This is a genomic window from Gemmiger qucibialis (assembly GCF_027689445.1).
Classification (GTDB): domain Bacteria; phylum Bacillota; class Clostridia; order Oscillospirales; family Ruminococcaceae; genus Gemmiger; species Gemmiger qucibialis.
This window is the reverse complement of the sequence record NZ_JAQFEN010000012.1, coordinates 23,305-46,084: the sequence shown is the minus strand read 5'-3', so window position 1 is coordinate 46,084 and position 22,780 is coordinate 23,305. Positions and strand designations below refer to the sequence as shown.

The following is a 22,780-nucleotide window of genomic DNA, read 5'->3' as shown; positions in this document are numbered from 1 at the left end:
TTGCCAAAATGCTCGATAATGTCGGGTTGCGGTACCCGCATCGTGCTTCGGGGGCAAAAGCCCCTCGCACTCTGCGACCGCTACCCCTGCTTCGGTTCACTGTTTCCGCCACTGGCGGCGCTCACCTTTGCAGCATCCAGTATTATCTGCGCTTTTGGCTTGGCATCTGCCGCACCTCGCTCGCCGTATCGGCACTTAGAATTATGCGGTATTGCCTTATATTTTGTGTGGATTATGCGGGAACAAAAAAACAGATTTTCAGGATTCTGTCTCTTTTTCTCTTTTGTTTACCTCTCTCTCGCTGGCTTCCACCATCGAGATCACGTTCAGCAGCACCAGCCGCACCACAGCGGGGTGCAGGCAGCTGTTGTTGATGGCGTTGATGACGGACTTTTGGAGTTCTTCAATTTTTGCGGTTGTGGTCATTTCATCACCCTTTCTGCCATCGGGGAGCCGGAATATTCCGGGCGCGGATAGCTTGTATCTTCGGTTCGCGTGCCGCCGCAGGCTGCCAGCGTAAGCGGGATGACCAATGCAAGCACCAACAGCAAAGCCAACGTGGCCAAAATCTGCATGAATTTCTGCATTAAATCTCCCTCCCGTTCACGCTCAAAGAACCGCATTCAATTCTGCCGGGGATTTCAAACTTGCTGGCATTGCAGTGGATGACCTTATCTACCTGGTCAATGGCAATGCCCACAAACTCGCTGGTGGCCCCGCCGGTGGAATAATCAAAGCTGGGGTCGCCGGTGGAGAACCAGCCTAAAAACGTGTAGCGGGAGTTATCACCAATATAAGATTTGCCGTACCGGCTGCTTAACACACCGGTCAGGTTGTTTTCCCAGTACCAGCGGATGCGCCCCGTGTCAATGTCCACACGAGTGCCAGCATCTTTGCCCATACGAATCCAGGCATTGTCCAGGTCATAAGTGGTTGTGCGCGCCTTATTGTGAATCTGCCCGGTGGTAATGTTGCCGCCGTTGATGATTGTCTTGTCCTGGTTCCAGGTGCTCAAATCCGAAAATGTCACCACGCCGGATAGGTTGATCTGTGCGCTGGTGATCTCTGTTCCGCCTGCCGTCAGCTTGATGGTGCTGCTGGTTCCGCTTGTGCTGGCCGTCAGCTTAATTTCGCTCACCGTCTGCTTGATCTCGGTTTTGGTTTCGGCAGTGGTCAGGTAATCGCCTGTGCTGGCCGTCCACGCGGTAGGCGCGTTGCCCATCTGCACCATGGGGTGCATGATGGTCAGATCATTGGTAACGGTGGCGTTATCGTTCGCGGTACTCACAAACAGGCCGTCTGCATAGCCGTCCGCGGTCGCCGTGAAGGCTGCCCAGCGCAGCTTCCAGCCATTATCCAGCGCAATGTCCTGCTGGGCCGACTTGAACGCGGAGCCGTAATAACTTTTTGTGCCGCTGCTGCTCTTGGTCTCGAACTGCAAAAACAGGCTGTCCGTGCCGGAGTTGAGCTTGTACAGTACCGATGCACAATAGGTCATGCCCTTGGCAATCACCAGCGTTTTGTCCGCACCAAAGTGGAAGCGGGTGTTCCGCGCTTTATTGGTCACGCGAACAGATTCACCGCTGATCGTGTATGTTCCTTTTTTGCTCAGGTCATTGCCGCCTGCATCCAGGGTCGCATTGTTCCAGTCGTCGGTGCCCACAATAATATTGTTGCCGCCGGTGATCCGCTGCGTTACCGTCTGGGTAATGCTGTCGGCTTTCTGGTCGATCGCGGATACTGATTCTTTAACGGTTTTGAATTCCCGCTTTGTGCTGTCCAGGTCGTTGGAAATGGTTGTTGTCGTTTCTTCCAGACTGCTGACTTTTGTGCTGATGCTATTCGCCTTTTGGCTGATGCTGGAGACATCCTTTTTCAGACTTTCCACCGTTGCGGCGGTGGCGTAATCCTGCAATTTGCTGTCAACCGCATCGTTGGCGGCGCTGGTGGCGGTATCCTTTACCGTCTCTGTTACAGATTCCGTCACCGACTTGGTGACTTCGGTCTTGATTTCGTCAGCGGTTTGCGAAAACAGGCTTTTTGCGCTTTCCTGGGTCAGATAGTCGCCGGAGCTGGCGTTCCACGCGGTCGGCGCATTGCCGTATTGCAGCATGGGGTGCAATGCCATGTACTTGTTTGTAACCGAACCCGACCGCAGACCAAAGCTAACGCCGGTCAAAATATAGTTGTCCTTCGGCGTCCATGTGCCATACCGTAACACCCAACCGTCCGATTGCTCAATTTTGATTTGGTCAGCAGGCTTTATGCTGGTGTAATATTTGCTGCCGTTAGCGTGCGAATAATTGATGTCCAGATAAAAAGCGTCCTTGCCCGAAACTTGCTTGTACATAGCGGATATGCACAGCGTTACACCATTGACAATGCGCGTGCTAGTAGTGTTAAAATCAAATCCTTTAAGGCTATTGGAATTTGTTACCGTTGTACTGCCATCATCATTGTATTCAACAGTGCCACTGCCTCGGAGAGCAGCATTCTTGAAGCTCTCACTGCCCAGGATCAGGTTGCCGCCGCCGGTGATTTTGGTATCTTTTTTCACCTCAGAGGAAAGCCCGTCTACCGTTGCTTTCAGGTCGGTGTACTTGCCGGTCAGGTCGCTGGCCTTTACTTCCAGGCCGTCCACGCTGGTCTTGATCTCCAGCATCTTGCCGGTCAGGTTCTTGTAGCTCTGGCTGTTCACCGCGCTGGAACTTTCCCGGCTGGCGCTGCCCACGCTCTCAAAGCTGGCTTTGCCGGAGGAGATTATGGCGCTCATCAGGTAGGTGTCAAACTCCCGCCCGCGTGCGTCCTTAACGTGCACGATCTGCCCGCAGGCAAGGCCGGAGCTGCTGGGCACCGATACTTTGCAGGGGGTGTAGGTCACGTTTTTCAGCACGTTGTACAGGTTTTGGACAACGCTTTTCAGGTTGGCTTCGGCTCCGGTTGTCAGCAGCAGATTGCCTTGCACTGCGTAAGTGTTGGTAGCGGTGGTGCTGTCGGGGTAGATGACCCCCACGTCACTGTCCGACTGCCGGATCTGGACTTTCTCAATGGCCTTGACCGTGTAGTCCTCGTAGCTCAGGCTGTCAGCATAATAGGCGGTGCTGTTGCTGGCACCGTCCGGGGTGATTTTAGCAGTGCTGCGCTTGTCTGTGTAGGTCAAGAATTGCAGCTTGCCGTCCGCGTTCATGTGGGCGTAGCAGCCTGCCGCTTCCGCCGCCCAGGAGATGATCTGGCGGCAGGTCAGGTCATCCGCATAGAACGCCTGCACGCTGTAGCTGCCATTGATGGGCAGGCTGCTGCTGGCAAGCGCGACCCCTGCCCGCTGGCAAGCCAGCTGAACCAGCTGCCAGATGGTCTTGGGGAACTGCGCTTGATTGGCGTGCAGCCAGCCGGAGAAGTCCGCATCCAGCTTGGACATGGTGTCGTAGGCCGTGACCTTGTAGCTGTTGCGCTTGGTGCGGGTGGGCTTTTCAGCATAGAAAACGCCCACCTTGGTGCGGTTCCCGGCATCATCCTGCCGGTACAGCGTCAAAGCATCCCCGGCAGTAATTTGCAGGCTGCCGCCCGGGTCCGCCCAGATTTCGGCTTCAATGTAGTCCGAAAACGCAGAGCCAATAGTGAACTCCTGCCCGGCATTGACCGCCGCGTGCAGCGTAATGCTTTTGATGGCATTGCCCGCCGCCCCGCCTGTCAGCTCAGTGCCGTCTTTCAGGCGTAAAACCGATTGATACAAAGGCATTCCTCCCTTTCTCAGCATTCAATGATGTTGAATTTCATGTTCTTCCATACGCCCTGCCTCGCGTTGTGCCAGGCGATGCCGTATTTGCTGCAATAGCAGGTGGTTGTTTCCGTTTCGGTGGAAGAACCCGCCTTCGGGTGTGTGAACTGAAATTCGGCTTTGCCTGCAAACAGGTTGATGGTGTACCTGTATTCTTCATCTGTAAGGCAGCTGTACGCAATGGGCCATGTGGCCACTTTTTCGCGCACAACTTCGCGGTGCATGTACCCGGCTTCATCCCGCCCGGAATCGCTGGAATCCAGGTCGGAATAGCTCGGTTCAATGTCGCAGTCCGGTGCGTACAGAGATTTGCCATCGATCTGGAACAGATTGGTCAGGGTCACGTTACACACCTCCTGTGGCAGTCAGCTGTTTGCGCTGCCAGCGCTGTACGGCGCGGCCTACGTCTTCGTCGGTCAGCTCAATGCCGTACACGGCGGAGAGGATCTCCCGCAGCACGGAAACCACGGCTTCAAAGCCCGCCATCTGGCCCGCATGCAGGTCCTCCATGACTTCGGCCACAGCCTGCTTGATGGTGTCCAGCGGAGCTTCTACGTTGGTGCCGTGGCTCTGGTCACCCAGCACGGCCAGAAACTCCCGGTTCGCCGGGATGACCGCGCCCTGCGCCAGGTAGGGAATTTGCGGGGCGGTCAGGGTGCTGATATTAAACCCGACATGCCCGCCGCCGAATATGTCCGGCAGGTCGAACGACAACCCGTTCAGCGCGTTGATGACCGCATTGATGCCGGTCACAACGGCGGAGATCATTCGGTTGATGAAGCCGATGATGCCATTGACGGCGGTCTTGATGGCGTTTGTCATCTTATCCCAGACGGTGTTGACCGTGTTGCCGATGGCCTGCCAGGCAGCATCCCAGTTGCCGCGGAACACGGCGCTTAAAAAGTCCGTCAGCCCGCGCAGCACAACAACGGCCAGATCGATGGCATCCGCAATAGCCCCAACGGCCACGCCAACAACGTCCGCAATGGCGTTGAATACCTCAGCAAACGCGGGGCCGAACGTGGCGATGATCCACTTGGCCACCGGGGCCAGCAGGTTGTTCCACAGGTCCAGCAGGCAGTTAGCAACGCTTGCCACCAGCAAAAGAATGTCATCCCACAGGGGTTTGAGGTGGGAGGACCAGAGGGTAGATAAAATCTGCATCAGGTTAGTAAGGATCGGCTGCAAAACGTTCTGCCACAGGGTGGTAAAAATGCCTTGCAGGTTTTCCAGCGCCAGGGCGGCACTCTGGGCAATGGGCTGGCCGTACTCGGCCCAGGTCAGCTGAACGCCGCCCAAAAGATCCTGCCAAACGGTCAGGGCAGCGGTTTTCATCTGCTGCCAGGCTGCATCCCACAGCGCGGCGGCGGGGGCAAGCACAGCCTGTAATGTAGACCAGAAATTTTGCAGCTGCTGGTTTAATAGAGCCGGCGGACTTAACTGTGGCGGTTCGGCATCTGCGGCTTTGATTATTGCAGCGCTGCTGCTTTTGCGGGTGGTGGAAGCCGCCGCAGCTCCGGCACTTTCGGCAAGAGAAGCCTGCAGCCGATCCAGCTCATCAAATTCCGCAACGCTGCGTTTGGCGGCCTTGGCTGCTTTGGTGGTGCCACTGGCAAGTTTGGCCTGGGCTTTGGCGGCTTTGTTGGCGCTGACTGCTGCTGCGGCGGTCTGCTGCTCAAACTTTGCCACCGGCACGGCGGAGAACGCAGCGTTTACACTGCGGCTTATTTTTTTCAGGGCAGTGCGCAGGCCGTTCAGCGGCTGCTGCGCGGTGTGGGTAGTTGTTTGTGTAGACAGGGCAACCTGAAGGCTGCCTGCATAGGATTTTGGCAAAAGCATCTACCTCCTTATGAGGACTTAATTGGCCAACAGGCGCTGCAGCCGCTGGCGTTCCGCTATCTCTGCCGGATTCAGGCGGGGGCGCAGGTCAACCATGGCTTTGTTTTTGCGGTAGTAGTCCTGTTCCCACGGCTGCAATTTTTGGCCGTGGCGCAGCTTGCTGCGCACCCGCAGCAGGGTAGCCAGCTGGCCGTCCCCAATGCTGTTGAACCAGGCCATAAAGGTCCACCAGTGCAGATAAGGCAGGGCGCGCACTTCGCACCCGGCGGCTTTGTTGATGTCGGCGGCAATCAGCGGGGCGTCCTGTTCCCAGTCCAACAGCGGCGGGGCAGGGGAGCGGGGCAGCGTTTGCCCGCAGTTCAAAAAATCTGCCAGCTTCTGCATGGCCTCCGGATAGTCGCTGCGCGGCAGATCGCCCTCATAAAATAGGGCCAGGGCCACCCGCCAGCGGATGAATTCCGGCTCGCTGGCATCGTTCAACCGATGCAGAATATCCAGAATATCGCGGTAATCCGAATGAATTGGATATGCTTTTCCGCCAACCTCCAGCCGGGTGGGCAGCCGCCAGCTGCTCATACCTGCACCCCGCGCGCGGCGCGCGCTGCCTGGGCCTGCTGCACGGCCAGCGTGGCTTTGGCATCCGCGCACTGGCGGGCACCGGCTTCCAGAATGGGCTGCAATGCCGCAAACAGATTGGTGATGACCCGCTCGCCGTTGCCGGCAACCGCCAGCAGATTGGTGCCGCCCAGCATGGCGTCAAAATCATTGCCGGGGCCAAATACTTCCGCCAGCAGCCCCTTGGCGCGCTGATCCGCCTGGGCCAGCAGCTGTATGGCATCGGTCCCAGTGGGGCTTTGCGCCTGCACCTGCTGTTCCAGCTCTTGCAGCTGATTTTGCAGGGTGCAAAAACGGCTGTAAACATTGGGGTCGCTGGGGTTAAAGCGCAGCACTCCGCCGCCGTGCTCCAGCCCGCCATTGACCGCGTATTCGCGCAGGCCGGTATCAATCGTAAGTTGTTCCATAAAGCCTCCTTTAATGTAACAGAAATCTGTAATCATGATAGCTAAAAAATGGTGAAGCGCTGCTGCACACTTCACGAAGAAAAAAGGTGAACAAGAGAATTTTGATGTACCCTCTGCCAAGGGAACGCCAAACAAAACTTACAGCGGAAATACCGGAATCCTAGGGTGTATCTGAAAAGTCAAAAATTTAGGGCAATACCGCATAATTCTAAGTGCCGCAGCCGCCGAAGCGGTGCTTAAGCCGTCAGGCGGGAATTGTGCGGTGTTGCCTTAGTCTATTTCTACAAACATAGTGGGATTTTGCCTTAAAAAGCCTTGGAATCCACAAAGGATTCCTGTGACTCTTTGCCTTAAATCCTGCTTGTGTTTGCGAAATATCCATCTTTTTCTTGTTTTCAAATACACTTTAAGGCAGGTGAACGATATTGGGAAAAGAAATCCTAAACGTAAAACGCAGCCCGGCAGCCGCCGATTTGGGCATTATACAGAACAATAAAAAGATAGCGAAAAACCTATCATTCCAGTATTCTGTAAAATTCTGGACCTTGTGGCTATCATAACGCAATATTACAGAAATGTCAACAATAAAATTCAGAAAACCGAAATTGCGATGGAATACCGGTACCGTAATACTCCACAAAAGCCCGCAAACATAAAAACTCTCCGCCGCACAGTGCAATGTTGTGGGCGGAGGGAGAGCCGTGTTTAGAGTGATTTGCTGCGTTAGAGCGCGGTAGCAAAACAAAAATGATGCAGACAAAAGTAAACGAGAGGAGATAAGCAGACCGGAAACATCCGGCACAACACAACAAAAAAGCTCCAGCGCCTTCTACCCTTATGGCGCTGGAGCGAACTTACTTGATTGGAGTCATAGCCTCATACCCGATTGTATTATTTTTCGGACCGTTTGCACATTTTCATGGCGACCTCATCTTTTAACTTTGATCGAATGTTTTTAAACCTGGTTTTCTTTGTTTTGCAAATCGGAAACGGGTTTCATTCGCTGTTGTTCGATGATTTTGCGTTTGCTTGAAATTTCTGATTCCCTTTGGTTCGTTATTTGCTGCCTGGAAACATTTTGCAAGGAAAACGATTCTTGGTGCATCTGTGGAACGGGGAAGTGAACTTCAATTATTTTGTGCAGGGTACCTGAATTTGATGCCAGAGGTTGATTCCTCTTTGCTCTAGTACATCGGAGTTTCTCCTTTTGGGGGCGGTGCGCTTGCACCAGCCAGATCAGGTGAAGCATTATTTGTTCGGCGGAGTTAGATCTTTCATAACAATCACCGGTGATTCTGGGTTTCTATTTACGCTTTTGCGTACCAGGTTTTGAACCTGTGATTTTCTATTTAGAATCCTGTCGTCAGTTCTTCATCTAATCTATGTAAACGCGGGGAACTTTTTCTGACGGGATTTCCTGAGCACTGCATTTTAAGCAAGCTACGAACCTTGCATCTTAACTTTTATATCTTTTACAGGTAATGACCTGCGGCTGTTAATGAGGTTCGTTTGCTTTCAGCAGGCCCAGGCCCGCCGGTGATGAATGGGATCTTTGAAATTAGCCATTGGACTTGAGCCTCCTTCCTTACGAATCCTGCCGGCTTTGCCATCTTACTTTCAAGTCTTTCGGTAGCCTCCCGGTCCCTGCTTTCCCGGAGTTCTTCAAGTGTTCCCATTTAGACCTCTTACTGGAAGCCTTTGCGAAATCTGCTTGAAGCTGTCGGGAAAACCGCCGTGCCTTGTTCCGATGCTATTGAAAGTGGCTTTTGCTTGGAGCTTTTAGCTCCTTATCTCCGGCTGTTTTCTTTCTGTGACTATACTATACAATACCCTAAGGAATTTGTCTATTCGCAGATATCCCAAACAAAATATGAATTATTCGTGCATGTTATGGATAGATATTGCCTTGACGAATGTGGTATAATAAATATGTTGGGTGTGCAAAAGCGTGGGCCTGTCGGTTGGCAGGCCCACGCTTTTTAGTTTGTATTGAAGAATCGTTAAAGTAATAGAGAAAAGAAGCTAAAAGAAGTCAGCCCCAGAAATCATCACAATAAGCATTTGGTAATTAGGCAGCCCCAATTCCTAATTGTTCATTCCTAATTTCTAATTCAACTCCTAACTCCTAACGAATTCACATGCTCTCCGGCACCGTAACCTTGAACATGGTCAGCACGTTGCGGATCACGCTGCGCACGGCCAGGCACAGGGCCATGCGGCACTGGCGAACGGCAGGGTCAGCTTCCAGAATGCGGCAGGCATTGTAGAAGCGGTGGAACGCCGTGGCAATGTCGATAACATAACGGGTAATGCGGGCCGGGTCATACTTTTCTGCTGCGGCAGCAATCTCAGCCGGGAAAGCGGAAAGCAGACGCAGCAGAGCCTGCTCGCTGGGGTCAGTCAGCAGGCTGGCATCCAGGGCATCGGCACCCTCAAAGGTCACACCGGCGGCTTCCAGCTTTTTCAGCACGGAGCAGATGCGGGCGTGGGCGTACTGGACATAGTAGACCGGGTTTTCGCTGTCGTTGCGCACAGCCAGGTCAAGGTCGAAATCCAGAGTGGAGGAGCTTTCGCGCTGGTTGAAGAAGAAACGTGCGGAATCAATGGGCACTTCGTCCAGCAGGTCGGTCAGGGTGATGGCCTTGCCGGTACGCTTGCTCATACGCACCGGTTTGCCGTCGCGCATCAGGTTGACCATCTGCATCAGCACAACATCCAACTTGGTGCCGTCCAGGCCAACGGCGTCCATGGCACCCTTCATGCGGGCTACATGGCCGTGATGGTCGGCACCCCAAATGTCGATGGCACGGTCAAAACCGCGCACGGCCAGCTTGTTGTAATGGTAGGCGATGTCGGCGGCAAAATAGGTGGGAATGCCGTTGGCGCGTACCAGAACTTCGTCTTTGGCTTCCTCTTCGCCGTCGGCGTTTTCGTCCTTCTTGCGGTTTACAACGCCGTACTTGGAAGCGTACTGGGCGCTGCGGTACATGATGGCACCGTCCTCGGCCTTGTAGCAGGCACCCTTGTCCATCAAGATTTTGATGACATCATCCACAGCGCCGCTCTTGTGCAGGTCGCTTTCGTGGAACCAGACATCATAGGTGATGCGGTACTTGCCCAGGTCGCGCTGCAGCCCGGCAATGTTCTTGGGCAGGGCATCGGCAATCAGGGCATCTTTCAGCTCTTCAAAGTCCTTATCGAGATAGGAATCGCCGTGAATTTCGGCAAACTCTTTGGCGCGAGCGATAATGTCAGCGCCCTGGTAGCATTCTTCCGGCAGGGGAACGGCTTCTTCGCCTTTGTACAGCTGCAGGTAGCGGATGGCCAGGCTCTTGCCGAACTTCTGGATCTGGTTGCCTGCATCGTTGATGTAGAACTCGCGGGTCACATCATAACCGGCCCAGTCCAGGCAGGCAGCCAGGCAGTCGCCCAGAGCACCGCCGCGGGCGTTGCCCATGTGCATGGGGCCGGTGGGGTTGGCGGAAACAAATTCAACGTTGTAGCGCTTGCCTGCACCGCCGTCCGTGCGGCCGTATTCCGGCTCAGTGGCAGCAGCCTGCAGCACGCTGGTAAACCAGTGGGCACCCAGGAACAGGTTGATGAAGCCGGGGCCTGCGATCTCTACACGGTCGAACAGGCTGCCCTCCAGGTTCAGGTGGTCCACAATGGCCTGTGCAATCTGGCGCGGAGCCTTGTGGAACGCACGGGCACCGGCCATGGCGGCGTTGGATGCAATATCGCCGTTTTTGACATCGGCGGGAATCTCAACAATAAATTCCGGCAGCGGGGCTTCCGGAAGGGAACCGTCCGCCACAGCAGCATTCAGCGCGCCGGTCAGCAGCTCACGCGCCGTATCCAGCGCAGCCTTGCGGGGGTTATAGTATTTGTAATTCACGTTGTACCTCCAGTTTGGAAGTTAGGAGGGAGGAGTTAGGAGTTAGGAGTTTAAGGTGCGGCCTGCGCCGCAATTTTGAAAAACAGCCGCACAGCTGATCGTTAAAATTTGTGCGCGTCAGCGCACACCAAAAACTCCTAACTCCTACTTCCTAACTCCTAACTAAAAATTTATTCAACTTCAGTTTCCTGCTTTTTCAGCGGCTCTACTGTGATAAGCACGGAATTGCGGCTGATTAAGGTTTCGGCGCCGGAATCCAGCGTGTAGCTGAACTGCAGCTCGCCGCCATCCGGCAGCAGGTTGTGCTCAATCACATCAGCGGCCACGCCAAGGCTGATGGAACCGTACCCGGTTTCGTAATGGCACAGGTGGCGGATGCCTTTTTCAATAATCAGCTGGCTGGATGTTTTGCCAAAGCGGGTCATGCTGACCAGCCGGGCATCCTGGCTGACGCGCACCGTGGTGGTACATCCGGCGTAACCGGTGGCTTCGGTTTCAGCATACACGATGTAGTAGCTGTTGCCGCGCTGCACAAAGTTGCCGCGGGTCATCAGCTCCACGGTATCGTTTTCGCCGTTCTGCTCCATGGTGCCTTTGATGGTGATGAGGTAATTTTCTTCAACAGGTTTTGCCATAATAGTTTAATTCCTTAATACGTTTCAATGGCGATCTGTTCCACCGGGCCGCCCGCTTCGCTGCCCATGAACAGCCGCTCCTGCTTGGCAAAGCCGTCCGGGGTATCGCTGACAAAAAAGCGGGTGGTGCCGCCGGTGCTGCGCCCGCTGGAAATCCCAAGGTCATCCAGCGCGGTGGCGGCGGCAATGGCGGTCAGCTTGCCGGGGTCAATCAGCGTTACGCTGTCGCCCACAAAATCGCCGATCATTTTTTTCAGCAGCGGGTAGTGGGTGCAGCCAAGGATCAGGGTGTCGATGCCGGAATCCCGCACGGGGGTCAGGTATTCCTCAATCATCAGCTGGGTCACTTTGTCGCCGTTCACATAACCGTTTTCAACCAGCGGTACAAACAGAGGGCAGGCGCGGGCAAAAATCTGAACCCCCGGCACCAGATCTTTCAGCTGGGTGGCATAAGAACCGCTGCGGATGGTGGCCGCTGTGCCGATCACGCCGATGCGTTTGTTTTTGGTGGCGGCAGCAGCTGCGCGGGCTGCCGCACCGATCACGCCGGTGTAGGGTACCGGCAGCTGGGCAGCTTCCGCCGAAGGATAGGTGGAAGATACTGTGCCGCAGGCCGCCATAATGAACTTGACATTCTGGGAAAGCAGGAACCGGATATCCTGCTGGGCGTACCGCACGATCACATCGTGCCCACGGGAACCGTAAGGCACGCGGCCGGTATCGCCAAAATACACAATATCTTCGCCCGGCAACAGGCGGCGCAGCTGGCGCACGGCGGTCAGCCCGCCAAGGCCGCTGTCAAATACGCCGATGGGACGAGTATCCATCAGTAAGCACCTCGCTTTTTGCTCAGTGCAAGGCCGATTAGCTTATCAACCAGGGCGGCAAAGCTGTAGCCCTCGTTTTCCATCAGCTTGGGGTACATGCTGATGGGGGTAAAGCCCGGCAGGGTGTTCAGCTCATTGCAAAGCACGCGTCCTGTGCCGTGCTCTACAAAGAAATCGCACCGGGCAAGACCAGCGCAGCCCAAAGCCAGGTAAGCGCGGGCGGCCAGCGTTTTGACTTCGTCCAGCTTCTGGTCCGGCAGGTGGGCGGGAATCACCGTCTTGGATATACCGTTTTTATACTTGTCGTCATAGGTATAAAACTCTGCGCCGGCCAAAATCTCGCCGGGGCGGGTGGTGCGCACTTCCTGCGGGTTATCCGGGTTGCCAATGGCGGCACATTCCACTTCCTGCCCATCAATAAACTCTTCAAACACCACTTTGTCATCTTCCCGCAGGGCGGTGTCAATGGCGGTGTTCAGCTCTTCACGGTTGTGGGCCTTGGTGATGCCCACGCTGGAACCCGCATTGGCCGGTTTGACAAAGATCGGGTAGGGCAGGCGGTTTTCCACGCGGGTCAACAGGGTGCTGCGCTGGGTTTCCGCTTCGGCTCGGACGGCGCTGCACCAGTGGCAGTGGGGCACATGATAGGCGTCCATGATGGTATTGGCAACGGCTTTGTCCATGCAGGCAGCGGATGCCAGAACGCCGCAGCCCACATAGGGGATGGCAGCCAGCTCCAGCAGGCCCTGAATCGTGCCGTCCTCGCCGTTTTTGCCGTGCAGGATGGGGGCGACCACATCCACCGGCAGCAGTTCATAGCCGTTGGCGCTGTGCACCAGCAGGCCATGGTCGCTGCGGTCCGGGCTGAGCACGCAGGGCACGCAGGAAGCATCCTGCTCCCAGCTGCCGCTGCGCATGCCCTCGGTAGAGCCGCTGTATTTCAGCCAGCGGCCCTGTTTGGTAATGCCCACCAGAATCACTTCATATCGGTCCGGCATGGTGGCAAGGGCATCCGCCCATGCCGCAGCCGAAACACAGCTGACCTCATGCTCGCTTGAACAGCTGCCAAACAGCAGGGCCACGCGGATCTTGTTTGCTTGTTGTTTCATATTGTCAGGTATGCTCCCTTTTTGTTTTCGGCCGGTTCCGGGGCAGTTTGCCGCCGGAACCTGGCTGTATGGCATAACACTACACTTTAATACTATATCATATTTATGCGGTTTATGCCAGTGGTTGTCCGCTATTTCCGGGATTTTTTGCGCAAAACAAAATCCCCGCAGCCCGCCGGTGCAAAACCGGGGCCGCGGGGGATAAGATACGATACTTTAAGCCGGATTTTCCACAATTTTTAAGGCAACACCGCATAATTCTAAGTGCCGATACGGCGAGCGAGGTGCGGCAGCTGCTAAGACAAAAGCGCAGATAATACTGGATGCTGCAAAGGTGAGCGCCGCCAGTGGCGGAAACAGCGAACCGAAGCAGGGGCAGCGGTCGCAGAGTGCGAGGGGCTTTTGCCCCCGAAGCACGATGCGGGTACCGCAACCCGACATTATCGAGCATTTTGGCAACGAAGATGCCGTGCCGCAGCCGCCGGAGCGGTGCTTAAGCCGTCAGGCGGGAATTGTGCGGTATTGCCTTAAGGAACTTGTGGAGAACAAAAGGCTTCGGGAGCGGCGGTTATACGTACTTGGCAATAATGGAGTTCACCGCATCAGGGTCAGCTGCGCTCCAGGTCTGCCAGTTCTGGCCTGCGGCTGCAGCAGCCTGGCCCAGCTCTACCAGCAGGGCGGGGAGCTGCTCTTCATATACGGTGCCGATGGTATCGCCAAAGTGGGCATGGCCCAAAGCATCGGACCCGCCCAGGAAGATGGCAAACGCCGGGGCAGGCTTGCCGCCCGGCACCGCTTTAACCGTGCCCTGGAAGCCGATGGCTGCGGCCTGGTGGCCGGAGCAGCTGGACGTGCAGCCGGAAATGCAGACTTTGGGCAGGGCACCGTCCGGAATGTTAGCCTCCCGCACGGCCTGCACAGCGCGCTGCAAAACGGACTGGCTGTCCCGCACGCCCTGCTGGCAGATGGAAGCGCCGATGCAGGCAACGCTGGTCTCAAACAGCGTTTTGGCACCATCTGCGGTGGCATCCAGCACAGCGGCAGCTTCGTCTGCCGTCAGGTTGATGATGTACAGCGTTTCATTGGGGGCAACGCGGCATTCGCAGCCGGGGATGGTGCTGAGCAGGTTGTCCAGCTGTACCAGCTTTTCCGGGATCAGGCGGCCGCCGATGGGGTGGTACGCCACAGCGTACAGCCCCGGCTGTTTTTGGGCAATGGCGCGCAGGTCATCCAGCGTGCCGGTGCCGGTTTTGGTAATGGCGGCGGGAGTCAGGTGCAGTTTCAGGCTTTCGTCCGCCTTGGCAGCGGCAACGTTCTCCAAAAAGACGCGGCGCAGCTCGTCCGGGCCAAGGGTCTCCTGCATAAAGCGGGTGCGGGCCTTGGCACGGTTCTGGTAATTGCCGTGCTGGCAGAAGGTGGTGATCATGCCGCGGATATAGTACAGCACATCCTCTGCGGGCAGAGATTCTGCCGCCAGAATGCCCATGCGCCAGCCGCCGCCCAGGCCGCCGGCAATGTACAGCTTAAAGGTGCCGTCCGGCTGCGCCACAAAGCCCATATCGCGGAACGCGGTGTGCACACAGTCATCCACGCCGTTGCAGAACGCAACCTTCAGCTTGCGTGGCATGTGGATGTCACGGCAGATGGAAAGCAGATACTCCGTTGCGGCCTCGGCCCAGGGCATAACGTCAAAAGCTTCGCCGGGCTGCACGCCGGTCAGGGGGCTGGCCTGAATGTTGCGGGGGTTATCACCGCCGCCGCCGCGGGTGATAATGCCGCAGGGGATGGCGGCCTCCATGATGGCAGGCACCTCGTCCGGGGTCAAATCGTGCATCTGGATCGCTTCGCAGGTGGTCAGCTTCAGGAATGGCACATGGTACTGCTGAACAGCCTGTGCCATAAAGTGCAGGCGCTCCGGCGTGACCCGGCCGCCCGGCAGGCGCAGCCGCAGCATGTGCTTGGCGGCATCGCGCTGGGCATAACTGCCAAACCCGCCGGAAATGCCCTTGTAGTCCTTGCGGGCAATTTCGCCCTGGGCAAAGGAGTGGATCGTGTTGGAAAAGCCGCCGATTTCTTCGCGGTAAGTGTTGAGCCATTGCTGGTCCATGGTTGGAACCCCCATTACATCCTAGTTATTTTTTCATAAAATAATAAATAATAATGAATAAAGAATAATGTCAGTGCGCCGCCCGCGGCGGCGCGAATAAAATAGGTTGACTAGGTTGACTGCTTTGGTCGGAGTGCTTTTTGCCGGAGCAGTTGACCTAACTAAAATGTGACGCCGTGGGTGTCACACAACCATTATTCATTATTCTTTATTCTCTTTTAATTACATCACTAAGTATAGTGGATAAAAAAGCAATCTGCAAGAAACTAAGCAAAAACAAAGCCCGGCCCGGCAGACAGCCGGTACCGGGTAGAGCGACAGAAATTATTCGCCAAATACCTTGATGTAGTCAGCCTTGAACTTTTCAATGCCGGCATCGGTCAGCGGGTGATGCAGCATCTGTTCAATGACCTTGTAAGGAACGGTGGCGATATCAGCACCAGCCAGAGCGCAGTCCGTTACATGGATGGGGTTGCGGACGGAAGCGGCAATGATCTGGGTGTCAATGTCGGGGTAGTTCAGGAACATGTCATGAATGGTTTCAATCAGTTCAATGCCGGGCTGGCCAATGTCGTCCAGACGGCCCAGGAACGGGCTGACGTAAGTAGCGCCTGCGCGGGCAGCCAACAGCGCCTGGTTGGCGGAGAACACCAGCGTGCAGTTGGTGGGAATGCCCTTGGCGGACAGTGCCTTGATGGCCTTCAGGCCCTCAGCGGTCATGGGGATCTTGACGACCATGTGCTTGGGGTCCAGGGCATAGATGGCTTCGCCCTCAGCAACCATGGTTTCAGCGTCCACGGTGGTGGCCTTTACTTCGCCGGAAATGGGGCCGTCCACGATGGTGGCGATCTCTGCCAGGGTCTCGGCATAATCGCGGCCTTCCTTGGCAATCAGACTGGGGTTGGTGGTAACACCGGCAATAATGCCCATGTCATTGGCTTTACGGATCTCATCTACATTCGCAGTATCAATAAAAAATTTCATGATTTTGCCTCCTTTTATGTGGCATTTTATTTGTCCTTTGCATTATATCACAATATTCTATAAAATGGAAACATTTTTTAAGGCCTGCGCAAAAGTCCGCAAGGAATGAGAAGGCCCGCGAAAAAAATGAGAAATGCCGCGCTGGTTTCGGCTCCCAGCCCTGCCAGACTGCTATAAAAAACACCCCGCAGCAAGAGATTCACTGCGGGGTGTCTTTATCAATTTGTGCGATGCCCATTAAGGCAATACCGCATAATTCTAAGTGCCGATACAGCGAGCGAGGTGCGGCAGATGCTAAGCCAAAAGCGCAGATAATACTGGATGCTGCAAAGGTGAGCGCCGCCAGTGGCGGAAACAGCGAACCGAAGCAGGGGCAGCGGTCGCAGAGTGCGAGGGGCTTTTGCCCCCGAAGCACGATGCGGGTACCGCAACCCGACATTATCGAGCATTTTGGCAACGCAGATGCCGTGCCGCAGCCGCCGGAGCGGTGCTTAAGCCGTCAGGCGGGAATTGTGCGGTGTTGCCTTAAAGCTTTTCGCCCCGCTCTTTTTCAAAAAGGCGGGAAAAGCGGGAATTATTCGTACAGAGGGAAGCGAGCGGTCAGGCTGGCAACGCGGGCAGCGATGTCGTCTTTCTTGCCCTCAAAGTCAAAGATGCAGTCTGCGATGCAGTCGGCAATCTCTTTCATCTCGGCGGGGCCCATGCCGCGGGTGGTCACAGCAGGGGTGCCAAGGCGGACACCGCTGGTCACAAACGGGCTGCGCTTTTCACCGGGAACGGTGTTCTTGTTGGCAGTAATGTGTACTTCGTCCAGGTTGTGCTCCAGCTCCTTGCCGGTCATCTCGGAATCGGTCAGATCAACCAGCAGCAGGTGGTTGTCGGTGCCGCCGGAAACCAGCTTCACGCCGCGGGCGGTTAGCTCGTCGGCCATAGCAGCGGCGTTCTCCACAATCTTGCGGGCATAATCCTTGAACTCCGGCTTCAGTGCCTCGCCAAAGCAGACAGCCTTTGCAGCAATCACGTGCTCCAGCGGGCCGCCCTGGGTGCCGGGGAAGATGGCGGAGTTGATGCGCTTGATCAGGTAAGCGTTGTTGGTCAGGATCAGGCCGCCGCGAGGACCGCGCAGGGTCTTGTGGGTGGTGGTGGTCACAACATCAGCATAGGGCACCGGGTTCTGGTGCATGCCGCCGGCAACCAGGCCGGCAATGTGAGCCATGTCCACCATCAGCATTGCGCCGTAACCGTGGGCGATCTCGGCCAGCTTTTCAAAATCGATAGCGCGCGGGTAAGCGGAAGCACCGGCAACCAGCAGCTTGGGGCGAACCTTGGCAACCTGCTTGGCCAGGGCATCGTAATCAATGCGGCCGTCCTCGGCAGAAACGCCGTAGGAAACAAAGTTGTAGTTCTTGCCGCTCATGTTGGCGGGGGAACCATGGGTCAGATGGCCGCCCTGGGAAAGATCCATGCCCATGACGGTATCGCCCAGGTTGAGCAGGGCAAAGTAAACGGCCAGGTTGGCCTGTGCGCCGGAATGGGGCTGCACATTGGCATATTTGGCACCAAACAGCTTGCAGGCACGGTCAATCGCAATCTGCTCAACCTGATCCACAAACTGGCAGCCGCCGTAATAGCGGTGGCCGGGGTAGCCCTCGGCATATTTGTTGGTCAGCACGCTGCCCATGGCAGCCATAACGGCAGGGGAAACAATGTTTTCGCTGGCAATCAGCTCAATGTTTGCCTGCTGGCGGCCCAGCTCACGCTGCATGGCCGCACCCAGCTCCGGGTCATACCCCGAAACAAAACCAATGGTGTCCATCATGTCCTTGTACATAATACTTACTCCTTTCAGTGTTACCCTTATATACTGAAAACGGGGCCCCGCCCCAGGAAAACGAAATTAAGTTAGGAGGTAGTTAGATGCTTCCTTTCGTGGAAAGCACGCCCACAATGCGGTCGTCATGGCGGGCGGCGGCGGAAAGGGCTTTGGCGAATGCTTTGTACATGGCTTCCAGCTTGTGGTGGTCGTTTTCGCCGTACAGCACCTTCAGGTGCAGGTTCATCATGGCGCTGTAGCTGACAGCGTAAAAGAATTCCCGTGCCATCTGCACATCCATGCCGCCGCAGCTCTGCCCGGCAAAGCTGGCATCATAAACAAAATACGGCCGTCCGCCAAGGTCCACAGCGCACAGGGCCAGCGTTTCGTCCATGGGCAGCATGCAGCTGCCGTAACGCACAATGCCGGCTTTGTCGCCAAGGGCCTCACGGATGGCCATGCCAAGCGCGATGCCGCAGTCTTCAATTGTGTGGTGACAGTCCACGTTTAGGTCGCCATCACAGTGTAATGTCAAATCAAACAGGCCGTGGCGGGCAAAGCCGTCCAGCATGTGGTCAAAAAAGCCGATGCCGGTGTGCAGGTCGGCTTTTCCGCTGCCGTCCAGGTCCAGGGTGACGGTAATGTTGGTTTCCCGTGTTTTGCGGGTCACGGTAGCAGTGCGGCTCACGGTTGCATCTCCTTTGCATGGTCCGGCCAGTGGGTGCCGGAAACGAAATAATCCGCATATTTGGTCGAAAGTTCTTCCCCCAGCCGCATTACGCCGCCGTACAAATGGCGGGAACACTGCGCCCGGATGGCGGCGGTATCATTGCGGGCAATGGCATCCAGCAGAACATCATGTTCTGCCACAATATCGCCAAAATTGCCAACGGCCACAAGATCCAGCATGCGGAACCGCGAATAGCTGTTCTGCGAAGTCTGGATCAGCTGCCACAGCTGGTCTTTGCCGGTGGCAAGAAACCAGCTTTCGTGCAGGCGGCTGTCCAGCTCATAAAACATCCGCGGGTCCGGGTGGGGGTGGGCCGCCAGGCGGCGCAAAGCATCGTTGCGGGTTTTCAGCTGGGCCAGCTGTTCGGGGGTGCAGGCAGCGGCAAAGTCTGTCATCACGGCGGACTCCACCGCGTTGCGCAGGTAAATCTGCTGGCTGATGGTGTCAAAATCCAGCTGGGTGACCCGCGTGGATTTGTAGGGGGTGACTTCAATCAGCCCGGCAATGCGCAGCTCCTGCAAAACGCTGCGCACCGGCGTGCGGGAAACCCCGAACTGCTCGCACAATGCGTTTTCCCGCAGGGTGGAGCCGGGCTTTAATTCCAGCAACATGATCTGCTGGTACAGCGTTTGGAAAATGTCATGGCTGGAAAATGCCTGCATGTCCGGGAACCTCCTTCTCTTTAGTATACTAAAGAATATAGCACCGTTGCCCCCGTCCGTCAACGATACACCCCAACATTTGGATGATTGTCTGATAAGAGTTTACGATTTTGCAACACATTCCGGCACTTTGCGCGCTACAATAATGTTAACAAACCATAAGGTGTACCTGAAAAGTCGAAAATTCAGCCTGTTTCTACAACCACAGCTGGATTTTGCCTTAAATCCCGCTTGTGTTTGCGGAATAATTGTCATTTTCTTTGCTTTCAGCTACACTCTAAGGCGGAGTTTTGCGCCTTAGCGGTGCTCCCTGTGTGACAAAAGCTGGCGAACCCCTGTATTTGTTGCCGGCTTGTGTGAAAGGACCAAAAGCAACATGGGTAAAATCATCGGAATTGATTTAGGAACAACCAACAGCTGCGTGGCTGTGGTGGAAGGCGGACGCCCAACCGTTATCCCAAATGCCGAAGGCCAGCGCACCACCCCGTCGGTCGTTGCTTTTGCAAAAAGCGGCGAACGCCTTGTGGGCGATCCGGCCAAACGCCAGGCTGTCACCAACGCACCGCGTACCATTGCCAGCGTTAAGCGCAAAATGGGCAGTGATGAGCGCATTCCCATTGACGGCAAGTGCTTCTCCCCGCAGGAAATCAGCGCCATGATCCTGCAAAAGCTGAAAGCGGATGCAGAAGCTTATCTTGGTGAACCGGTGACAGAAGCCGTTATCACCGTGCCGGCTTATTTTAACGATGCCCAGCGCCAGGCTACCAAAGATGCCGGGCGCATTGCGGGCCTGAATGTAAAGCGCATTATCAACGAACCTACTGCAGCCGCCCTGGCCTATGGCCTGGATAACGGCAAGACCCAGAAAGTGATGGTGTACGACCTGGGCGGCGGCACGTTCGATGTTTCGCTGATCCAGATCGGGGATGGCATTGTGCAGGTGTTGGCCACCTGCGGTGATAACCATCTGGGCGGCGATGACTTTGATGCTCGTGTGGCTGACTGGCTGGTGCGGAACTTTGCCGCTGAAAACCAGGTGGACCTGACCCGTGATCCCGTTGCCATGCAGCGCGTGCGGGAGGAAGCCGAGAAAGCCAAAAAAGAGCTTTCCGCTGCCACCCATACTGAAATCAACCTGCCGTTCATCACCGTTGGCCCCAACGGCCCGCTGCATTTGCAGGCGGAACTGACCCGCGCCAAGTTTGATGAGCTGACCTCCGACTTGGTGGAGCGCACGGCCCTGCCGGTGCGCAACGCCCTGCGGGATGCCCACCTGGCCGCCAACGACCTGGATCAGGTGCTGCTGGTAGGTGGTTCCACCCGCATCCCGGCGGTGCAGGCCAAGGTCATGCGGATGATCGATCTGGAACCGTCCAAAACGCTGAACCCGGACGAGTGTGTGGCCCTTGGCGCTGCGGTGCAGGGCGGACGCCTTGGCGGCGAAGGCCTGGCTGCTGGCGGGCAGGACCTGCTGCTGATGGACGTTACCCCGCTGACCCTTTCGATTGAGACGGTGGGCGGTGTGGCAACCCATCTGATCGACCGCAACTCCACCATTCCCACCCGGTATTCCAAAATCTTTACCACCGCCGCGCCGTTCCAGAGCACAGTTGAAATCAAGGTGCTGCAGGGTGAGCGGGAGTTCGCCAAGGATAATAAGCTTATCGGCAACTTTACCCTCAAGGGCATCAAACGCGCCTGGGCCGGTGTGCCGCAGATCGAAGTGACCTTTGATATTGACGCCAACGGCATTGTGACGGTGAGCGCTCGTGACCTTGGCACCGGCAAACAGCAGAGTATTACCATCACCGGGTCTTCCAACCTGAGCGAGCAGGAGATCCGCCGCGCCATGGACGATGCCGCTGCCTTTGCCGGGCAGGATCAGGAGCGCAAAGCCGCCATCGAGGCCCTGAATGCCGCGGAAGCCGCCATCTACCGCGTCAATTCCGCCCTTGGCAGTAAAGAGGGCAAGGAGCTGGATAAGGACACCAAAAACCGCATTAAAGAAGCAGAAAAGAACCTGGAACGCCTGACCCGCCACAAAAAGCCCGAAAAAATGACCCCCCAGGACACCCAGGCCCTGAACGCCGCCCGCGAAGCCCTGCAAGCTCAGACCAAGGACCTGGTAGCACGGTGGGAGCGACGAGGGAAAGTTAGGAGTTAGAAAGTAGGAGTTTTTGGGGCTGCAGGTACCCAAAAATTCTGTCTGAATATTAAAACAAAAATGTAGGGAACGGTCAAGACCGTTCCCTACAATTATTTTATGGGGTTGCGGCAAACTTTCAAACCGCCACTTAACTCCTAACTCCTACCTTTACAGGTAGCTCAGCTCCTCCCGTCTGGTTCCTGCCAGATCGGGGTGGTCGAGGACGGCGCCGGCGCCGAGGGCAACGCAGTCCAGCGGGGCTTCGGCAATGTGTACCTCAATGCCGGTTTCGTTCTGGATCAGAGTATCCAGCCCGCGCAGCAGGGCACCGCCGCCCGAAAGCATGATGCCGCGGTCAATGATATCGCTGGAAAGCTCCGGCGGAGTGCATTCCAGCGTGTCCTTGATGGCTTCCACAATGCGCATCAGGTTTTCGTTCATTGCCTCGCGCACTTCTTCGGAGCGGATCAGGATATCTTTCGGCAGGCCATCCACCAGGTTACGGCCCTTGATCTCCATTGTGGTTTCGCCATGCTCGGTGTCGGTGGGGTCTGGCGGGCAGGCGGAGCCGATTTCCAGTTTAATCTGCTCAGCAGTGCGTTCGCCCACCAGCAGGTTGTATTTGCGCTTGATAAAGCTGGTAATGCTCTGGTCCAGCGCATCGCCCGCACAGCGCACGCTGCGGGATGCCACAATGCCAGAAAGGCTGATAACCGCCACTTCCGCCGTGCCGCCGCCGATATCCACAATCATGCTGCCCACCGGTTCAGCGGTCGGCAGCCCGGCACCAATGGCGGCGGCCATCGGCTCTTCGATCACCGTTACCTGGCGGGCACCGGCTTTGGCGGCGGCCTGGCGCACGGCGCGGCGTTCCACTTCGGTCACGCCGGACGGCACGCAGATGACCACGCGCGGCCGCACGAACAGGCGGCTGCCGCATGCCTGGCGGATAAAACTTTGCAGCATGGCGGCGGTGATGTCAAAGTCGGCAATCACGCCGTCTTTCAGCGGGCGTACCGCCAAAATGGAGTTGGGCGCTGCGCCGATGATGGCTTTGGCCTCGTGGCCTACGCAGCGCACACGAAGTTCGTCGGTGCGGGCATCCACCGCCACAACGCTGGGCTCGCGGATGATAATGCCGCGGCCTTTCATATACACCAGCGTGTTGGCGGTGCCAAGGTCAATGCCAATATCACAGGTAAACATATTGCGCAGAGCTTCAAGCAGCTGCAA

General features: G+C 56.3%; 19 protein-coding genes. 1 reads left to right on the top strand and 18 read right to left on the bottom strand.

Annotation, left to right across the window (positions count from 1 at the left end; all coding sequences use genetic code 11):
- Nucleotides 1-258 precede the first annotated feature (258 nt).
- The 17 genes from PG062_RS13350 to PG062_RS13270 all read right to left on the bottom strand — a co-directional run bounded on the left by PG062_RS13350 (nucleotide 259) and on the right by PG062_RS13270 (nucleotide 19,401).
- Nucleotides 259-426, bottom strand: a complete 168-nt coding sequence (locus PG062_RS13350; protein ID WP_158538941.1) for a hypothetical protein — start codon at nucleotides 424-426, stop codon at nucleotides 259-261.
- On the bottom strand, nucleotides 423-587 hold the full coding sequence (locus PG062_RS13345; RefSeq protein ID WP_270752620.1) for a hypothetical protein: 165 nt from the start codon (nucleotides 585-587) through the stop codon (nucleotides 423-425). Before PG062_RS13345 ends, PG062_RS13350 begins: the two co-directional genes overlap by 4 nt.
- On the bottom strand, nucleotides 587-3,733 hold the full coding sequence (locus tag PG062_RS13340) for a hypothetical protein (RefSeq protein ID WP_270752619.1): 3,147 nt from the start codon (nucleotides 3,731-3,733) through the stop codon (nucleotides 587-589). The genes PG062_RS13345 and PG062_RS13340 overlap by 1 nt, the downstream gene beginning before the upstream one ends.
- A 17-nt stretch (nucleotides 3,734-3,750) precedes the next feature.
- Nucleotides 3,751-4,122 (bottom strand): hypothetical protein, encoded by a 372-nt coding sequence (locus PG062_RS13335; RefSeq protein WP_270752618.1) that lies wholly within the window; start codon nucleotides 4,120-4,122, stop codon nucleotides 3,751-3,753.
- Nucleotide 4,123: 1 nt separating this feature from the next.
- Nucleotides 4,124-5,611 (bottom strand): phage tail protein, encoded by a 1,488-nt coding sequence (locus PG062_RS13330; RefSeq protein WP_270752617.1) that lies wholly within the window; start codon nucleotides 5,609-5,611, stop codon nucleotides 4,124-4,126.
- A 24-nt stretch (nucleotides 5,612-5,635) separates the two neighbouring features.
- Nucleotides 5,636-6,193: a Gp15 family bacteriophage protein gene (locus tag PG062_RS13325; RefSeq protein ID WP_114000961.1), complete on the bottom strand. Its 558-nt coding sequence runs from the start codon at nucleotides 6,191-6,193 to the stop codon at nucleotides 5,636-5,638.
- Nucleotides 6,190-6,639 carry a hypothetical protein gene (locus tag PG062_RS13320; RefSeq protein WP_270752616.1) on the bottom strand — a complete coding sequence of 150 codons (450 nt, stop codon included), beginning with the start codon at nucleotides 6,637-6,639 and terminating at the stop codon, nucleotides 6,190-6,192. The genes PG062_RS13325 and PG062_RS13320 overlap by 4 nt, the downstream gene beginning before the upstream one ends.
- A gap of 1,472 nt (nucleotides 6,640-8,111) precedes the next feature.
- A complete protein-coding gene (locus PG062_RS13315) occupies nucleotides 8,112-8,315 on the bottom strand; it encodes a hypothetical protein (protein WP_270752615.1) in 204 nt (67 codons plus the stop codon).
- Nucleotides 8,316-8,773: 458 nt separating this feature from the next.
- Nucleotides 8,774-10,534, bottom strand: coding sequence for an arginine--tRNA ligase (argS, locus tag PG062_RS13310; RefSeq protein ID WP_270752614.1), 1,761 nt, complete (start codon nucleotides 10,532-10,534; stop codon nucleotides 8,774-8,776).
- A 170-nt stretch (nucleotides 10,535-10,704) separates the two neighbouring features.
- Nucleotides 10,705-11,169: a YwiB family protein gene (locus PG062_RS13305; protein ID WP_114000957.1), complete on the bottom strand. Its 465-nt coding sequence runs from the start codon at nucleotides 11,167-11,169 to the stop codon at nucleotides 10,705-10,707.
- Between the two features lie 14 nt (nucleotides 11,170-11,183).
- The gene (murI, locus tag PG062_RS13300) at nucleotides 11,184-11,996 is read right to left on the bottom strand and encodes a glutamate racemase (RefSeq protein WP_270752613.1); all 813 of its coding nucleotides are present in this window, start codon (nucleotides 11,994-11,996) and stop codon (nucleotides 11,184-11,186) included.
- Nucleotides 11,996-13,105, bottom strand: coding sequence for a D-alanine--D-alanine ligase family protein (locus tag PG062_RS13295; RefSeq protein WP_270752612.1), 1,110 nt, complete (start codon nucleotides 13,103-13,105; stop codon nucleotides 11,996-11,998). The genes murI and PG062_RS13295 overlap by 1 nt, the downstream gene beginning before the upstream one ends.
- A 568-nt stretch (nucleotides 13,106-13,673) precedes the next feature.
- Entirely contained in the window at nucleotides 13,674-15,212 is a 1,539-nt protein-coding gene (locus tag PG062_RS13290) for a nitrite/sulfite reductase (protein ID WP_270752611.1), read from the bottom strand.
- Between the two features lie 324 nt (nucleotides 15,213-15,536).
- The gene (gene fsa / locus PG062_RS13285) at nucleotides 15,537-16,196 is read right to left on the bottom strand and encodes a fructose-6-phosphate aldolase (RefSeq protein ID WP_114000525.1); all 660 of its coding nucleotides are present in this window, start codon (nucleotides 16,194-16,196) and stop codon (nucleotides 15,537-15,539) included.
- Nucleotides 16,197-16,770: 574 nt separating this feature from the next.
- The gene (gene glyA / locus PG062_RS13280) at nucleotides 16,771-18,027 is read right to left on the bottom strand and encodes a serine hydroxymethyltransferase (protein ID WP_270752610.1); all 1,257 of its coding nucleotides are present in this window, start codon (nucleotides 18,025-18,027) and stop codon (nucleotides 16,771-16,773) included.
- An 82-nt stretch (nucleotides 18,028-18,109) separates the two neighbouring features.
- Nucleotides 18,110-18,697: an imidazoleglycerol-phosphate dehydratase HisB gene (gene hisB / locus PG062_RS13275; RefSeq protein WP_270752609.1), complete on the bottom strand. Its 588-nt coding sequence runs from the start codon at nucleotides 18,695-18,697 to the stop codon at nucleotides 18,110-18,112.
- Complete coding sequence (locus PG062_RS13270; RefSeq protein WP_270752608.1) at nucleotides 18,694-19,401, bottom strand: GntR family transcriptional regulator; 708 nt, start codon at nucleotides 19,399-19,401, stop codon at nucleotides 18,694-18,696. The genes hisB and PG062_RS13270 overlap by 4 nt, the downstream gene beginning before the upstream one ends.
- Nucleotides 19,402-19,777: 376 nt before the next feature.
- Here PG062_RS13270 and dnaK point away from each other — a divergent pair, with 376 nt between their 5' ends.
- Nucleotides 19,778-21,565: a molecular chaperone DnaK gene (dnaK, locus tag PG062_RS13265; protein ID WP_270752607.1), complete on the top strand. Its 1,788-nt coding sequence runs from the start codon at nucleotides 19,778-19,780 to the stop codon at nucleotides 21,563-21,565.
- A 150-nt stretch (nucleotides 21,566-21,715) separates the two neighbouring features.
- Here dnaK and PG062_RS13260 read toward each other — a convergent pair whose 3' ends face one another.
- A complete protein-coding gene (locus tag PG062_RS13260) occupies nucleotides 21,716-22,753 on the bottom strand; it encodes a rod shape-determining protein (RefSeq protein ID WP_114000527.1) in 1,038 nt (345 codons plus the stop codon).
- Between the last annotated feature and the right edge of the window lie 27 nt (nucleotides 22,754-22,780).

Bases quoted from the DNA above. Each gene is read 5' to 3' on its own strand.
- PG062_RS13350 (WP_158538941.1), bottom strand. From the start codon at position 426: ATGACCACAACCGCAAAAATTGAAGAACTCCAAAAGTCCGTCATCAAC.
- PG062_RS13345 (WP_270752620.1), bottom strand. From the start codon at position 587: ATGCAGAAATTCATGCAGATTTTGGCCACGTTGGCTTTGCTGTTGGTG.
- PG062_RS13325 (WP_114000961.1), bottom strand. From the start codon at position 6,193: ATGAGCAGCTGGCGGCTGCCCACCCGGCTGGAGGTTGGCGGAAAAGCA.
- PG062_RS13320 (WP_270752616.1), bottom strand. From the start codon at position 6,639: ATGGAACAACTTACGATTGATACCGGCCTGCGCGAATACGCGGTCAAT.
- PG062_RS13315 (WP_270752615.1), bottom strand. From the start codon at position 8,315: ATGGGAACACTTGAAGAACTCCGGGAAAGCAGGGACCGGGAGGCTACC.
- PG062_RS13305 (WP_114000957.1), bottom strand. From the start codon at position 11,169: ATGGCAAAACCTGTTGAAGAAAATTACCTCATCACCATCAAAGGCACC.
- murI (WP_270752613.1), bottom strand. From the start codon at position 11,996: ATGGATACTCGTCCCATCGGCGTATTTGACAGCGGCCTTGGCGGGCTG.
- PG062_RS13295 (WP_270752612.1), bottom strand. From the start codon at position 13,105: ATGAAACAACAAGCAAACAAGATCCGCGTGGCCCTGCTGTTTGGCAGC.
- PG062_RS13290 (WP_270752611.1), bottom strand. From the start codon at position 15,212: ATGGACCAGCAATGGCTCAACACTTACCGCGAAGAAATCGGCGGCTTT.
- fsa (WP_114000525.1), bottom strand. From the start codon at position 16,196: ATGAAATTTTTTATTGATACTGCGAATGTAGATGAGATCCGTAAAGCC.
- glyA (WP_270752610.1), bottom strand. From the start codon at position 18,027: ATGTACAAGGACATGATGGACACCATTGGTTTTGTTTCGGGGTATGAC.
- PG062_RS13270 (WP_270752608.1), bottom strand. From the start codon at position 19,401: ATGCAGGCATTTTCCAGCCATGACATTTTCCAAACGCTGTACCAGCAG.
- dnaK (WP_270752607.1), top strand. From the start codon at position 19,778: ATGGGTAAAATCATCGGAATTGATTTAGGAACAACCAACAGCTGCGTG.
- PG062_RS13260 (WP_114000527.1), bottom strand. From the start codon at position 22,753: ATGTTTACCTGTGATATTGGCATTGACCTTGGCACCGCCAACACGCTG.